The following is a 14,767-nucleotide window of genomic DNA, read 5'->3' on the forward strand; positions in this document are numbered from 1 at the left end:
CCGCGATCGGCCGTATTTGACGCTTAACGGCCGTTGACGGCGGTTCCGCGCGCCCCTATGGTCCCGCGCCATGACGACCTCGACCAAACGCACGACGAAAACCACCAAGCCCCAGGGGGACTCGGGAGGCGTGCGCGCGTAATCGACCTCGATCGCGACCATCTTCGAACCGAAGCCCCGCCTGATGAAGGTCCGGGGCTTTTTTTATGCCCAAATTTCAACCGGAGACTTCGAGACGTGCCCCAAGATTCCCGCCAAGATCCCACCATTGCCATCGTCGGCGTCACCGGCGCGGTCGGCGCCGAGTTCATCGCCACCCTGGACCGCCGCAACGTCCGCGTCGGCAGACTGAAGGCGCTGGCGAGCGCCCGCTCGGCCGGCCAGACCCTGACCTTCCGCGGCCAGACGATCGTGATCGAGGAGCTCAATGAGCGCTCGTTCGAGGGCGTCGACATCGCGCTGTTCTCGGCGGGCAGCGGCATCTCCAAGAAGTTCGCCCCGATTGCGGTGCGCTCTGGCGCCGTCGTCGTCGACAATTCCTCGGCGTTCCGCATGGACCCGAACGTGCCTCTCGTGATCCCCGAGATCAACGCTCGCCGCATCCGCGACCACAAGGGCATCATCGCCAATCCGAACTGCGCGGCGATCACCGCCCTGGTGCCGCTGTGGCCGATCCACCAGCAGAACCGCATCAAGCGCGTGGTCATCTCGACCTACCAGGCCGCCAGCGGCGCCGGTGCGGCGGCGATGGACGAGCTGGTGCAGTCGACCCGCGCGAGCCTCAACGGCCAGGTCTATGCGCCCAAGGTGATGCCGCATCCCTTCGCCTTCAACCTGTTCAGCCACAACACTGCCATCGATCCCGACACCGGCTACAATGACGAAGAGACCAAGGTCATCAACGAGACCCGCAAGATCTTCGAGGACGAAGGCATCGCCATCGGCGTCACCTGTGTCCGCGTGCCGGTGCTGCGCGCGCATTGCGAAGCCATCACCTTCGAGTGCGAGAAGCCGATCACGGAAGACGAAGTGCGTCGTATCCTCGCGACCGCACCGGGCGTGCGCGTGGTCGACGATCGCACCAAGAACTACTTCCCGATGCCGGTCGACGCCTCCGGCCAGGACGACGTTCTGGTGGGGCGCATCAGGAAGGACCTGTCGGATCCGTCCGGCCATTCGATCGCGATGTTCGTCGCCGCCGACCAGCTGCTCAAGGGCGCCGCGCTGAACGCGGTGCAGATCGCCGAGCTGCTGCCGGAGCGCGCGATGGCGTAAGGCGGCACGCGCTCGCGACACCGCAAGCTGCCATCACCCGCGAAAGCGGGTGATCCAGTACCCACCGGCACCTGTGATCAGCCGATCCGCAACGGCGTACTGGATTCCCCGCCTTCGCGGGGAATGGCGGCGGGGTGTGCCGTGACGGCTCAGCGCTCACCAAGACCAACCCTACGTCCTTCTAGGGAGTCATTCCGGGGCGCGCGCAGCGCGAGCCCGGAATCCATAGCCACAGGCGGTCATGGGACACGAGATGGATGTGGCGCCAGTCTTCAAGACATTGGACGCTCGTGGGTATGGATTCCGGGCTCATCGCTTCGCGATGCCCCGGAATGACAAGCCGATGGACCTAGGGCTCGACGACCCGCTCGCCCTGCTGCCGGAACAACAAGCACGCATCGCCATACGAATAGAACCGGTAGCCGCTGCTGATCGCATGTGCATACGCCGCCTGCATCGTCTCCAGCCCCGCGAAGGCCGAGACCAGCATGAACAGGGTCGAGCGCGGCAGATGGAAGTTGGTCATCAGGATGTCGACCGCGCGGAAGCGATAGCCGGGCGTGATGAAAATCGAGGTCTCCTGCTCGAACGGCGCGATGGTGCCGTCGGGCTGCGCCGCGCTCTCGAGGAGCCGCAGCGACGTGGTGCCGACGGCGACGATGCGGCCGCCTTGGGCGCGGGCCTCGTTCAGCGCAGCGGCGGTGTCCGGCGTGAGGCTCCCCCACTCCGCATGCATGCGGTGGCCTTCGGTGTCCTCGACCTTCACCGGAAGAAACGTGCCGGCCCCGACATGCAACGTCACGCGCTGCAGCCCGACCCCGCGCTCGCGTAGCCGTTCCTCCAAGGCCGGCGTGAAATGCAGCCCGGCCGTGGGCGCAGCCACGGCGCCCTCCCTGGCCGCGAACATGGTCTGATAGTCGGCCGCGTCCTGCTCGTCCGCGGGCCGTTTGCCCGCGATGTAGGGCGGCAGCGGCGGGCGGCCGAGATCGGCGATCGCCTGATCGAGCGCCGGGCCATGGAACACGAAGGCCAGCGTCACCTCGCCCTCCTCGCCCTTGGCCTCGACGAGGGCGTCGAGATGGCCGAGCAGGCAGACCTTGCCCTCGTTGCCGAAGCGGACCGTATCGCCCGGCGCGAGCTTCTTGGCCGGCCGCACCAGCGCCTGCCAGCGCGAGCCGTCGAGCCGTTTGATCAAGGTGGCCTCGATCTTGGCCTCTGTCTCGCGGCTGATGCGGCGGCCGGAAAGCTGGGCCGCGATCACCTTGGTGTCGTTGACGACGAGCTGATCGCCGGGCTCGAGCCAGTCCGGCAGATCGCCGACGGTGCGGTCGCGCAGCACCCCATCGCCCTGCACCACGAGCATGCGCGCCGACTCCCGCGGGCTTGCGGGGCGCAGCGCGATGTTCTCGGGCGGGAGAAGGAAGTCGAAGAGATCGGTGCGCATGATGAGAGCGAATGGCGAATAGGGAATGGCGAATAGGGAATAGAGTTCTACTCGCTATTCGCTACTCCCTACTCGCTCATCGCGGCCCTGCCGCGATGCTACGCCGCGTCGGCGGCCATGTAGGCCTTCACGATCTTGTCGGGATTCTGCACCGGCTCGCCGCGCTTGATCTTGTCGACGTTCTCCATGCCGTCGGTGACCTTGCCCCAGACCGTGTACTGCTTGTCCAGGAAGCGGGCGTCGTCGAAGCAGATGAAGAACTGGCTGTCGCCGGAGTCCGGGTTGGCGGCGCGGGCCATCGAGGCGGTGCCGCGGACGTGCGGCTCGGCGTTGAACTCGGCCTTCAGCTTCTTGCCGGAGCCGCCGGTGCCGGTGCCCTGCGGACAGCCCGTCTGCGCCATGAAGCCGTCGATCACGCGGTGGAAGACGATGCCGTCATAGAAGCCCTCGCGGACGAGCTCCTTGATGCGCGCGACATGGCCCGGCGCGAGATCGGGACGCATCTCGATGGTGACGGGGCCCTGGGTGGTCTCGAGGATCAAGGTATTTTCGGTCACAGCCATGCTGGTCTCTCGGTTCTGGTTGGAATTGATGAGGGGCAGGACAACGGACAGTTCGGGGTCTGAAATGTCGCGGCGCCTCCTCATGTGCGGCCGCCACCCCTCCTGACGGCCCTCCGAGCACAACGGGGCCCGGGCGATGCGGGTCCAGATTAGACCCAACGCGCTTAAAGCTGAAGCCGCCCGTCCTGTCGATGCAACGGGCGATGCGTGGCAAAAGGTTCCTTAAGGCCTTGGGAACCCGGACGTGAGTCCGGGTGACCCTGCCCTCCGAGCTTACTTGATATCGGAGGCGACCTGGACCTTGACCATCTTGTCCGGGTCGGTCACGGCGCCGCCCGCCGAGCCCGGAGGCGCCTTCTTGAGCTTGTCGACCACGTCCATGCCCTGCACGACCTCGCCGATCACCGTGTACTGGCCGTTGAGGAAGGATGCGTCGCCGAAGCAGATGAAGAACTGCGAGTTGGCGGAATCGACGCTGTCGCCGCGCCGCGCCATGCCGACGGTGCCGCGCTTGAACGGCGTCTGAGAAAACTCCTGCTTCAGGTTCGGATATTTTGAGCCGCCGGTGCCGTTGAAGTTCTGGCCGTCGCCGGTCTGCGCCATGAAGCCGTCCATGACGCGGTGGAACGGCACGTTGTTGTAAAAGCCTTCGCGCGCCAGCGTCTTCAGCCGTTCGGCGTGCTGCGGCGCCAGGTCCGTGCGCAGCTTGATGACGATGCGGCCCTTGGTGGTGTCGATGACCAGCGCATTCTGCTTGTCGAGGCCGGCGGGAAGCGATTGCGCCAGCGCGGGCAGCGCGAACACGAGAGCAAAGACGAAGGCGAGAGCGCGGATCATGGCAACTCCGAAGTCAGGATGAGAGGAAACGCTCGAGAAGGCGGTCTGGCGCCGGGAGTTGCCGGACGCCGGGACGTCAGGCAAACTTGGCTTTCAGGGGAGCCACCACCGATGGCGGGACGAAATGCGAGATCTCGCCCCCCATCGCAGCGATCTGCCGCACGAGGCTCGCGGTAATCGGGCGGACCGGCACGGAGGCCGGCACGAACACCGTCTGGATCGCCGGTGCCATGGTCTGGTTCATGCCCGCCAATTGCATCTCGTAGTCGAGATCGGTGCCGTCGCGCAGGCCGCGGATCATCATGATCGCACCGGCCTTCGCAGCGGCCGTGACCGTCAAATTGTCATAGGTCGAAGCATCGAAGGCGCAGCCGGCGGCGGCCGCGATCGGGCCGAACACCTCATGGGCCATCGCCAGCCGCTCCTCGGTCGAGAACAGCGGCTTCTTGCCGTGATGCACGCCGACCGCGACGATGAGCTTGTCGCAAAGGTGAACGGCCTGCCGGACCACGTCGAGATGGCCGTTGGTGACGGGATCGAACGAGCCCGGATAGAGCGCAATGCGTTGCATGCGTCCGTCCTATACCGGCCGGAACAGGCCGGCAAGCCGCCCTCGCCTGCCCTGGCGCGGCTGTGATGGGCTCGGGCCGGCGCCACAGGGCCGCTCCCGCGACGAAAGGCTACCGGAACCACCGAACCGCTGCCGCGATTGTTTCGTCGGAACATCGGCCACGAAACACGTCCGCGACGCGACGAAACCAATTGGTCGCCCCGGCGAAAGCGTCTCGAAACCGGAAATGGTTATCAAATCCTTAACGAACGACGGGCCGAACGGCCCAACCACAGGGGACCGTCATGATCAAAGCGCTTTCTGCCGTTGCAGCGGCCGGCTTCGTGGCTGCCGCCCTCACCGTCCTGCCCGGCCTCGCCCCGGAAGTGAACGCCAGCGTGCCGCAGCCGCTGGCCAAGGGTGATCGCCTGGACTTCCGCCCGATCGGCCGCGACTGCTCGCAGCAGGCCTGGCCGAATTTCGAAGCCGCCTGCCTGCGCGGCGCCGGAACGAAGACCACGATCCGGGAAGCCCGTATCGTCGGAGTCGATCGGACGCAATGAAAGATAGCGAGTAGCGAGTAGCGAGTAGCGAGTAGCGAGTAGCGAGTAGCGAGTAGCGAGTAGCGAGTAGGTGAGATCCGATTCGTCTCACTTCGCTACTCCCTATTCGCCATTCGCCCCTTCGGCGCCATTCCCGCCATTGCCATTCTCCGTCTCCTCACCGATGTGCTCGACAGAGACGACGTGCTCGTCATCGGCGGTGTTGAACACGATGACGCCCTGAGTGGAGCGGCCGGCAATGCGGATGCCGTCGACCGGACAACGGATCAACTGGCCCTTGTCGGTCACGAGCATGATCTGGTCGCCATCCTCGACCGGGAATGACGCGACCAGCTTGCCGTTGCGGTTGTTGACCGACATCGCGACGATGCCTTTGCCGCCGCGGCCGGTGGTGCGGTACTCGTAGGACGAGGTGCGCTTGCCGTAGCCGTTGACGGACACGGTCAGCACCACCTGCTCCTGCGCCGACATCTCGACGTAGCGCTCCTGCGACAGCTGGATCGAGCCGGCGGCCGCCTCCTCGCTTTCGCTCTCGACCGGCTCCTCGGCCGTCGTCTCGCCTGCCATGGCGCGGCGCATCTTCAAATACGCCGTGCGCTCGTCCGAAGTGGTCTCGACATGGCGCAGGATCGACAGCGAGATCACCTTGTCGGCCTCCGCCAGCGCGATGCCGCGCACGCCCATCGAGGTGCGTCCGGTAAAGACCCGCACATCGGTCACGGGGAAGCGGATGCACTGGCCGCCGGAGGCCGTGAGCAGCACGTCGTCGCGCTCGGTGCAGATCTGCACGTTGACGATCTCCTCGCCCTCGTCGAGCTTCATGGCGATGATGCCGGAGCGCCTGACATCGACGAAGTCCGACAGCTTGTTGCGCCGGACGTTGCCGCCCGTGGTGGCGAACATCACGTCGAGATTGGCCCAGGAGGATTCATCCTCCGGCAGCGGCATGATGGTGGTGATGCGCTCGCCCTGCTCCAGCGGCAGGATGTTGATCAGCGCCTTGCCGCGCGCGTTGGGAGCTGCCATCGGCAGCCGCCAGACCTTCTCCTTGTAGACCTGGCCGCGCGACGAGAAGAACAGCACCGGCGTGTGCGTGGAGGCCACGAACAGCCGGCTGACGAAATCCTCTTCGCGGGTCTGCATGCCCGAGCGGCCCTTGCCGCCGCGGCGCTGCGCCCGATAGGCCGACAGCGGCACGCGCTTGGTGTAGCCGGCGTGAGACACGGTCACGACCATGTCCTCGCGCTGGATCAGGTCCTCGTCCTCGACCTCGCCTTCCTGCTCGGCGATCAGGGTCCGGCGGGGCGTGCCGAACTCGGCCTTGATGGCGGTCAGCTCGTCCTTGATGATTCCCTGCACCCGCGCCCGCGAGCGCAGGATGTCGAGGTAGTCGTTGATCTCGATCTTGAGCTTGTCGAGCTCGTCGGAGATCTCCTCGCGGCCGAGCGCGGTCAGCCGCTGCAGCCGCAGGTCGAGAATCGCCTTGGCCTGCTCGAACGACAGCCGGATGGTGCCGTCCTCGGAAAGACGATGGCGCGGATCGTCGATCAGCGTGATGATGGCCTCGACGTCGCGTGCCGGCCAGTCGCGCGACATCAGCGCCTCGCGCGCGGTCGCGGGATCGGGCGAGGTCCTGATCACCCGGATGACCTCGTCGATATTGGCCACGGCCACCGCGAGGCCGACCAGGATGTGGGCGCGGTCACGCGCCTTGTTCAGCAGATACTTGGTCCTGCGCGTGACGACACGCTCGCGGAACGCGACGAAGATCGTCAGCAGGTCCTTCAAGTTCATCGTCTGCGGGCGGCCGCCGTCCAGTGCCAGCATGTTGGCCGCGAAGCTCGTCTGCAGCGGCGTGAACTTGTAGAGCTGGTTGAGCACGACGTCCGGCACCGCGTCGCGCTTCAGCTCGACGACGACGCGGTAGCCCTCGCGGTCGCTCTCGTCGCGCAGGTCGGCGACGCCTTCGATCTTCTTCTCGCGCACCAGCTCGGCGATGCGCTCGACCATGGTGGCCTTGTTCACCTGGTAGGGAATCTCGGAGATGATGATCGCCTCGCGATCCCGGCGGATCGTGTCGATCGTCACCTTGCCGCGCATCATGATCGAGCCGCGGCCGAGATGATAGGCCGAGCGGATGCCGGCGCGGCCCAGGATGATGCCGCCGGTGGGAAAGTCCGGCCCCGGGATGATGTTGATGAGATCATCGATCGTGAGCGCAGGATTGTCGATCAGCGCGATGCAGGCATCGATCACCTCGCCGAGATTGTGCGGCGGGATGTTGGTGGCCATGCCGACCGCGATGCCGCCGGCGCCGTTGACGAGCAGGTTCGGGAACTTGGCCGGAAGAACCGACGGCTCCTTGTCCGAATTGTCGTAGTTCGGCTGGAAGTCGACGGTGTCCTTGTCGATGTCGTCGAGCAGCGGGATCGCGGACTTGGCGAGCTTCGCCTCGGTGTATCGATACGCGGCCGGCGGATCGCCGTCGACCGAGCCGAAATTGCCCTGGCCGTCGATCAACGGCACGCGCATCGAGAAGTCCTGCGCCATGCGCACCATGGCGTCGTAGATCGACTGGTCGCCATGCGGATGGTATTTACCGATGACGTCACCGACCACGCGCGCGGACTTGACGTACTTCTTGTCCGGCGTGTGCCCCTGCTCGTACATCGAGTACAGGATGCGGCGGTGCACCGGCTTCAGGCCGTCACGCGCATCGGGCAGCGCTCGCGACACGATCACGCTCATCGCGTAATCGAGATAGGAGCGCTTCATCTCGTCGAGGATGGAAACGGGACGAATGTCGGAAGGTCCGCCCGGCTCGCCGGGCTTCTCATCTTCTTTATCGGACAAAGGGGATACCGGTCGGTTTTGACACGCGAAAATCGCTTGGAATCATATAGCGCATGGCGGCCCCGCAGGCCACCCCCAAGCGGGTCAGGAGCGCGCTTTTTCTGCTCGCCTTTCCAGTCACTTAACCGAACGGCACAGCCGCCCGGCGCACGCGGCGGCAGCGCTCTTGCTAGACCCCGAAGACCACCCTGTGCATGATCCGTCCCGGCAGCAGCGTGAACAGTCCGGCGATCACCAGGGCGCCGGAAAACAGCATGATCATGGCCCGGCGATGCGCCGCCACCCGATGGCGGTGTGCAGCCCATATCGCGAGCGGCAGCATGGCCAGCGTGTAGAGCGACAGCAGGTGGATCGGGCTGAATGGACCGACCAGCCGGATGGTGTGAATCCAGAACGAGCTGACCGCCACCGCGGCCATCAGGGCGACCCAGATCCAGCCCATCGTTCGATGCGGCACGGTGCCCTTCGGCGCGGCGAACTGAACCACTCCCAACCCGAATGCCGTCATCGCCGCAAAGGCATGCAGAACGACGGCAGGCTCGGCGGCGAGCAACGGTGCGAAGCTCATGATCACCCCCCGTGGTCAGCGGGCCGGGCGTCGCGAAGGGCTCGCTGACGTCGATGTCGATCGCGCCAGCAAGCACGGCTCTTCGCTGCGACCTGCCGTTTCACGCCTCCCGCACGACGACCGGCAAGGCATCGGCCTCACGTGATCGCGTGCAGGGCTCAAACCGCTCCGGCTGCCGTTCCAGACAGGACGGAAGCCGTCTCACATAGGCAGAGAATTCGCGCGCCTCAGAACGGAATGTCGTCGTCCATGTCGCTGTTGCTGCGTCCGCCACCACCGGCCGAGGCGACCGCGCGGCGCGGCGGCGCCATCGACGGTCCGCTGCTGCCGAAATCGCCGCCTCCCATGTCGTCGGAGAAGCTGCCGCCGCCCCCGCCGCCACGGCCATCGAGCATGGTCAGCGTCGAGTTGAAACCCTGCAGCACCACCTCGGTCGAATACTTCTCGACGCCGCTCTGGTCGGTCCATTTCCGGGTCTGCAATGCACCCTCGATGTACACCTTGGCGCCCTTCTTGAGATACTGCTCGGCGACCTTGCACAGACCTTCATTGAAGATCACCACGCGGTGCCACTCGGTCTTCTCCTTGCGCTCGCCCGTCCCCTTGTCGCGCCACGTTTCGGAGGTCGCGATGCTCAGATTGGCGATCGGCCGACCATCCTGCGTGCGCCGGATCTCCGGGTCCTTCCCGAGATTGCCGACCAGAATCACCTTGTTCACGCTACCCGCCATCACACTCTCCCGCGGTTTTCAGATCACCGGACCGGTCGTCTCCACCGGCCTGTCGGCACAAGGTGGCTAACCCTTCCTCTCGCGCCGGACCCTATACGGTTGCCGCGCCAGCCACCTGCTTTCTCGCTGCTTATCCACATATAGCACTCCGGGTGCGATTGTTCCAGTTTTGTTCGCGATACTGTGCACACAACCAGACAGCGAGTTCCATGGAACTCGAGGGAACCCAAGGGAACCGGAAGTTCCCGAAATGGAACCCGCTAAAAGTTCCCTTAATCACGAAAAAGCGATTAACTTTCATTAAGTTAGCTCGCCTCATATCCTCCGCGCCTGTGGCTTTTGGGAGACGGTATCCAGGGTTGAATCGCGTATATTTTCGGATGGATTGAGGCCGCCAAGGCGGTCGCGCCACCTCACAGAAGTGCGCCTCCGGGGACGAATGTCGGGGCGCCCAACGCGGGAGACTTGGGATGAATGTTGGGATGAAAAGAATTTTTCTTGGAGCTGTCAGCTTGATGGTTTTGGGGGCGCTGACGCCGGCGGGAGCCGCCGATCTCGCCGCCCGCCCGTACACGAAGGCCCCGGTGATGGCGCCGGCTCCGCTTCCGACCTGGGCCGGCTTCTACCTCGGTCTGCAGGGCGGCGGCGGCTGGGGCCGCAGCGATGAGACCTTCTTCGGCGCGCCGAATACAGCGATCTTCGCCGGCACGCAGCGTTACGACATCACCGGCGGCTTCGCCGGCGGCGTGATCGGCTACAATTGGCAGGTCGATAACATCGTGTTCGGTCTCGAAGGTGACTACCACTGGGCGGACATCGACGGCCGCTCGGCCGTGATCAACGCCGGCGTCGGTGACACCTACTTCACCAAGCTGCGCGGCTTCGGCGACATCAAGGGCCGGCTCGGCTGGGCGGCCGGTCCTGCGCTGTTCTTCGTCAGCGGCGGTGCCGCCGTCGGCGATCTGCAGCATCGCTACGATGGCGTTCCCGGCAACTCGTTCGTGACCAACGACTGGCGTTGGGGTTGGACGATCGGCGCCGGTGCCGAGTACATGTTCGCTCAGAACTGGTCGGCTAAGGTCGAGTACAACTACCTCGACTTCGGCAAGAGCTCGATCCAGTACTCGCCGGTCGCGACCAACCGCTCGGAGTGGAACGACACCATCCACACCGTCAAGGCTGGCGTCTCCTACCACTTCGGTGGCCCGAGCGTGTCCCGCTACTGATTGCACGCGAACCGCGAATATGTCGAAAGGCCGGCCTCGTGCCGGCCTTTTTTTGCGTGCCGAAACCGGCACTTGCTGGGCCGCTGTGTCGTTTGGGTGACGGCTTTTTACCACGGAAGGGTCTATCAAGACGGCGCGGGTGGGCGTTGGTGAGAGCGTGCGTGCGGGCGTCGGACTTGGTTTGGGGAATGCGATGAGAAGGCTGTTGCTGGGGGCGACAACTTCGCTGGCGCTGGGGATTGCGCCGGCCATCGCTGCCGATTTGCCCGCGCGCACCTTCACCAAGGCGCCCGCGATGATCACGACGATCTATGATTGGAGCGGCTTTTATCTCGGCCTGAACGCCGGTGGCGGCTCGGCACGCACCTGCTGGACCAACAATGTGGCGTTCGGCGGCGTCGCAGCGACCAATGCCGAAGGCTGCCATGATGCGGCCGGTGCACTGGCCGGCGGCCAGATCGGATATCGCTGGCAGACCGGCAGCTGGGTGTTCGGCGTCGAAGGCCAGGGCAACTGGGCCAACCTCAAGGGCAGCAACACCAGCCAGCTGGCTCCGGCCGTGACCAACCAGACCAAGGTCAATGGCGTCGGCCTGCTCACTGGCCAGATCGGCTATGCCTGGAACAACGTGCTCTGGTACGTGAAGGGCGGCGCCGCGGTCGCAAACGAAAAGTACAACGGTCTCACGACCGCGACGGGAGCGACATTCGACCAATCGAGCGCCACGAGGTGGGGCGCCACGGTGGGCACCGGTGTCGAAGTCGGCTTTGGCAAGAACTGGTCGGTCGGCGCCGAGTATGAGCACATCTTCATGGGCAATAAGGCCCTGAACTTCTCAGGCGTTCCCGCCGGTGCGGCGACCCGGACCGATACGGTCGGCCAGGACGTCGACATGGCCACGGTCCGCGTCAACTACCGCTGGGGCGGCCCGGTCGTCTCCAAGCACTGACCTCCGATCGCCGATCTCGTCCTCTCTTCCAGAATCGTTGCTCGGGAGCGCGCATTTCCTTTGGCGCACAGGTGTGGCCTTCGGCGCGAGGCTCGGAGGCCGGCGACACGCGAACAGGCATGACTTCCTGCCTCCATGGATTGGTCGGCGCCGCGTGATTTACATCTGCTTAAGCACGATCGACACATCTCGCCCTGCCCGGCCCGCCGGTCTCAGTTTTTAGAAATCAGTCTCTCCTACAACCAGCGACAGGCCACACGCGGGCCGGATCGGAGGGATCCGGCGACAGCCATTCTGGGACTGGGGAGAGACACATGGACAAGACCACTCTGATCACGACTGCGGGCGTCGCATTGCTGGGGCTGGCCCCGGCATCGGCCGCCGACTTTGCTGCGCGCCCCTATGGCAAGGCGCCGCCGCCGGCCTATGTCACGCCGCTGCCGAGCTGGGCCGGGTTCTATCTCGGCGTCAACGGCGGCGCCGATTGGAGCCGCAATTGCTGGACGCTGAACAACATCGGCGGCGTGCCCGTCGCTCCGACGCAGTCTGAGGGCTGCCACAATGCGAGCAGCGGTCTGATCGGCGGTCAGGTCGGCTACCGCTGGCAGGCCGCCAGCTGGGTGTTCGGCTTGGAAGCCCAGGGCAACTGGACCGACCTCAAATCATCGAACGCCAGCACGGCCGCACTGGCAGCCGGAATCACCAACACCACCAAGACCGACGCCATCGGCCTGTTCACCGGCCAGGTCGGCTACGCCTGGGGCAACGTGCTCTGGTACGTGAAGGGCGGTGCGGCGGTCACGCACAACAAATACACCGGCACCGCCAACGCCGCCGCTCCCTTCCCGGTCGGCACGCTGCTGGACTCCGCCAGCGAGACTCGCTGGGGCGGCACCGTCGGCACCGGCGTCGAGTTCGGCTTTGCGCCGAACTGGTCGGTCGCGGTCGAGTACGACCACCTCTTCATGGGCTCGCGTGACATCAGCTTCCCGGCCACGGCAACCGTGAACTCACGCGTCGATACCATCAAGCAGGACATCGACATGGCCACGGTCCGCGTCAACTACCGATTCGGCGCTCCGGTCACGCGCTACTGACGCTGAAGACGTCTCATCCGACGGGCTTGGAAAAGGCCGGCGACCCCGCCGGCCTTTTTCGTGTCCAGAGCTCGGCACCGAAACGGCCGTTTTGTGTTAAATATTTGATTTATAACGCTTTTTCATCGTTGTGGCGCACGCGTTACAGCATCTCCGGGATGCCCCGTGTATGAACGTTTCCATCGCTTGTCATTCCAACTCCCGGGGGAGAATTTGATGAAGAAGTTGCTTGTGATCACGACGGCCCTCGTCGGCATCGCAACCGCCACGTCCGCTTCGGCGGCCGACATGGCAGCCCGCCCGTACACCAAGGCGCCCCCGATGACGGTCGCCATCAACGACTGGAGCGGCTTCTACCTTGGCATCAACGGCGGCTACGGCACGAGCCGCAATTGCTGGACGCTCGTGAATGGCCCCGCCGAGGGCTGCCACAACGCCACCGGCGGCACGATCGGCGGCCAGTTCGGCTACCGCTGGCAGATGGGCTCTGTCGTGTTCGGCCTCGAGGCACAGGGCAACTGGGCTGACCTCACCGGCAACAACGTCAGCCCGGTGTTTGCGCCCGACCGCAACCGCACCAAGCTCAACGCCTTCGGCCTGTTCACCGGCCAGATCGGCTATTCCTTCGACAACGTTCTGCTCTACGCCAAGGGCGGCGCGGCCGTCACCGACACCAAGTACGAGATCTTCTCCGGCGTGATCAACAGCGTGCTGGCCACCACGACCGTGACCAAGTGGGGAGCGTCGGTCGGCGCCGGTGTCGAATACGCCTTCTCGCCGGGCTGGTCGGTGGGCTTCGAGTACGATCACCTGTTCATGGGCAACACGAACGTCCCGTTCCGCGGCGCGGTCTTCACCCAGACCGACAACATCAAGCAGGATGTCGACCTGTTCACGGCGCGGTTGAACTACCGGTTCGGCGGCCCGGTCGTCGCGAAGTATTGATCGACCGTTATCAAGTTGTGTTTTCTGAAAGGCCGGCGCAAGCCGGCTTTTTTGTTGCCCGTGCGACACCCCCGACGCATCGGTCACACATGGAACCAAGCCATTGTGTGGCCTTATGTTTTGGGAACCGTCCCGTAAATGTCCGGTTTCGTCCCGAGTGTGGCTTCTGGGTGACGGCAATCCGCTAGGAACCCGGCTATAGGATGGTCGTCAACTTGAACGGGTGAGTCTGTTTCGTGCGTAAGGCTTTCGATGCGACGCGGACTTCACGGACTAAACTGGAGACAAGAATGAAGAAGATCCTGCTCGCGACCGTGGCCCTGGCCGCCCTGGCCGCTCCCGCTGCCGCCGCTGATCTCGCTGCGCGCCCGACCTACACCAAGGCCCCGGTTCTCGCGCCGGTCATGACCTGGACCGGTTTCTACATCGGTGCGATGGGTGGCTATGCCAACGAGGACGCCGACTTCGCCGCGATGAAGGGTGGCTTCGCCGGTGGCACCATCGGCTACAACTGGCAGCAGGGCGCTGTCGTGTTCGGCCTCGAGGCTGACGCTGCTTGGGCTGACATCTCCGCGTCGGCGACCGCTCTCGGCGTGACCGCCAACTCGAAGATCCGTGATTGGGGCACCGTTCGTGGCCGTCTCGGCTACGCCTTCGGCCCGACCCTGCTGTACGTCACCGGCGGTTACGCCTGGGCCGACAACCGCATCACCCTGTCGGCTCCTGGCATCAGCCTGTCGGACAGCAAGATCCACTCCGGCTGGACGGTCGGTGCCGGCGCAGAATGGATGTTCGCTCCGCAGTGGTCGCTCAAGGGCGAATACCTCTACAAGAGCTTCGGCGGTGAGAGCTACACCTTCACCGGTCTGGGCACTCTGGCCACCGGCACGCTCAACGTGCACTCGGGTCAGGTCGGCATCAACTACCACTTCTAAGATTTTCGCCTTCGGGCGGGATCTCGGCCTCCGGGCCAACGCACAAGGCCTCCGCTTCCCAAGAGCGGAGGCTTTTTCTTTGCCGGCTCGTCCCGCTGATTGCGCATTCTTCGCCGCGAGTCCGCCCGCTGGATTGCCGAACCGGTTCCGCTCCTGCCATTCGCTGCCATTCCTCGAGCGCATTGTTGATGATTCGCTGGCGGCACTGGAAATCCGGCCTCGTTCTTCCTA

General features: G+C 64.9%; 14 protein-coding genes. 7 read left to right on the forward strand and 7 right to left on the reverse strand.

All coding sequences use genetic code 11. From position 1 onward, the window contains the following. Nucleotides 1–237 precede the first annotated feature (237 nt). The gene (locus QX108_RS03955) at nt 238–1,275 is read left to right on the forward strand and encodes an aspartate-semialdehyde dehydrogenase (protein WP_315778665.1); all 1,038 of its coding nucleotides are present in this window, start codon (nt 238–240) and stop codon (nt 1,273–1,275) included. Between the two features lie 349 nt (nt 1,276–1,624). On the opposite strand, the gene queA is transcribed toward QX108_RS03955, so the two are convergent. The 4 genes from queA to coaD all read right to left on the reverse strand — a co-directional run bounded on the left by queA (nt 1,625) and on the right by coaD (nt 4,690). Then, nucleotides 1,625–2,719: a tRNA preQ1(34) S-adenosylmethionine ribosyltransferase-isomerase QueA gene (gene queA, locus QX108_RS03960; RefSeq protein ID WP_315778663.1), complete on the reverse strand. Its 1,095-nt coding sequence runs from the start codon at nt 2,717–2,719 to the stop codon at nt 1,625–1,627. A gap of 98 nt (nt 2,720–2,817) precedes the next feature. Further along, a complete protein-coding gene (locus QX108_RS03965; protein WP_172108659.1) occupies nt 2,818–3,282 on the reverse strand; it encodes a peptidylprolyl isomerase in 465 nt (154 codons plus the stop codon). Nucleotides 3,283–3,555: 273 nt separating this feature from the next. Then, complete coding sequence (locus tag QX108_RS03970) at nt 3,556–4,119, reverse strand: peptidylprolyl isomerase (RefSeq protein ID WP_172182996.1); 564 nt, start codon at nt 4,117–4,119, stop codon at nt 3,556–3,558. Nucleotides 4,120–4,195: 76 nt separating this feature from the next. Then, nucleotides 4,196–4,690 carry a pantetheine-phosphate adenylyltransferase gene (gene coaD / locus QX108_RS03975; protein ID WP_172133151.1) on the reverse strand — a complete coding sequence of 165 codons (495 nt, stop codon included), beginning with the start codon at nt 4,688–4,690 and terminating at the stop codon, nt 4,196–4,198. A 284-nt stretch (nt 4,691–4,974) separates the two neighbouring features. Between coaD and QX108_RS03980 the strand changes: the two genes are divergently transcribed. Next, nucleotides 4,975–5,232 carry a hypothetical protein gene (locus QX108_RS03980; RefSeq protein WP_315720239.1) on the forward strand — a complete coding sequence of 86 codons (258 nt, stop codon included), beginning with the start codon at nt 4,975–4,977 and terminating at the stop codon, nt 5,230–5,232. A 102-nt stretch (nt 5,233–5,334) separates the two neighbouring features. On the opposite strand, the gene gyrA is transcribed toward QX108_RS03980, so the two are convergent. The 3 genes from gyrA to QX108_RS03995 form a co-directional block, all read right to left on the reverse strand. Then, complete coding sequence (gene gyrA, locus QX108_RS03985; protein ID WP_315720240.1) at nt 5,335–8,085, reverse strand: DNA gyrase subunit A; 2,751 nt, start codon at nt 8,083–8,085, stop codon at nt 5,335–5,337. Nucleotides 8,086–8,254: 169 nt separating this feature from the next. Beyond that, nucleotides 8,255–8,653, reverse strand: a complete 399-nt coding sequence (locus tag QX108_RS03990) for a DUF2306 domain-containing protein (protein WP_315778659.1) — start codon at nt 8,651–8,653, stop codon at nt 8,255–8,257. A gap of 227 nt (nt 8,654–8,880) precedes the next feature. Next, entirely contained in the window at nt 8,881–9,384 is a 504-nt protein-coding gene (locus tag QX108_RS03995) for a single-stranded DNA-binding protein (protein WP_172133154.1), read from the reverse strand. A 482-nt stretch (nt 9,385–9,866) separates the two neighbouring features. Between QX108_RS03995 and QX108_RS04000 the strand changes: the two genes are divergently transcribed. From QX108_RS04000 to QX108_RS04020, 5 genes are all read left to right on the forward strand, one after another. Continuing rightward, a complete protein-coding gene (locus QX108_RS04000) occupies nt 9,867–10,610 on the forward strand; it encodes an outer membrane protein (protein ID WP_315720241.1) in 744 nt (247 codons plus the stop codon). Nucleotides 10,611–10,803: 193 nt separating this feature from the next. Further along, nucleotides 10,804–11,559, forward strand: a complete 756-nt coding sequence (locus QX108_RS04005) for an outer membrane protein (RefSeq protein ID WP_172108645.1) — start codon at nt 10,804–10,806, stop codon at nt 11,557–11,559. Nucleotides 11,560–11,873: 314 nt separating this feature from the next. Further along, on the forward strand, nt 11,874–12,656 hold the full coding sequence (locus tag QX108_RS04010) for an outer membrane protein (protein WP_172133156.1): 783 nt from the start codon (nt 11,874–11,876) through the stop codon (nt 12,654–12,656). Between the two features lie 216 nt (nt 12,657–12,872). After that, nucleotides 12,873–13,601, forward strand: a complete 729-nt coding sequence (locus QX108_RS04015; RefSeq protein ID WP_315778656.1) for a porin family protein — start codon at nt 12,873–12,875, stop codon at nt 13,599–13,601. A 290-nt stretch (nt 13,602–13,891) separates the two neighbouring features. Next, nucleotides 13,892–14,536 (forward strand): outer membrane protein, encoded by a 645-nt coding sequence (locus QX108_RS04020; RefSeq protein WP_172108639.1) that lies wholly within the window; start codon nt 13,892–13,894, stop codon nt 14,534–14,536. The last annotated feature ends 231 nt before the right edge of the window (nt 14,537–14,767 follow it).

It is taken from the genome of Bradyrhizobium sp. SZCCHNR1002 (genome assembly GCF_032381435.1).
GTDB classification, from domain to species: Bacteria; Pseudomonadota; Alphaproteobacteria; order Rhizobiales; family Xanthobacteraceae; genus Bradyrhizobium; species Bradyrhizobium aeschynomenes.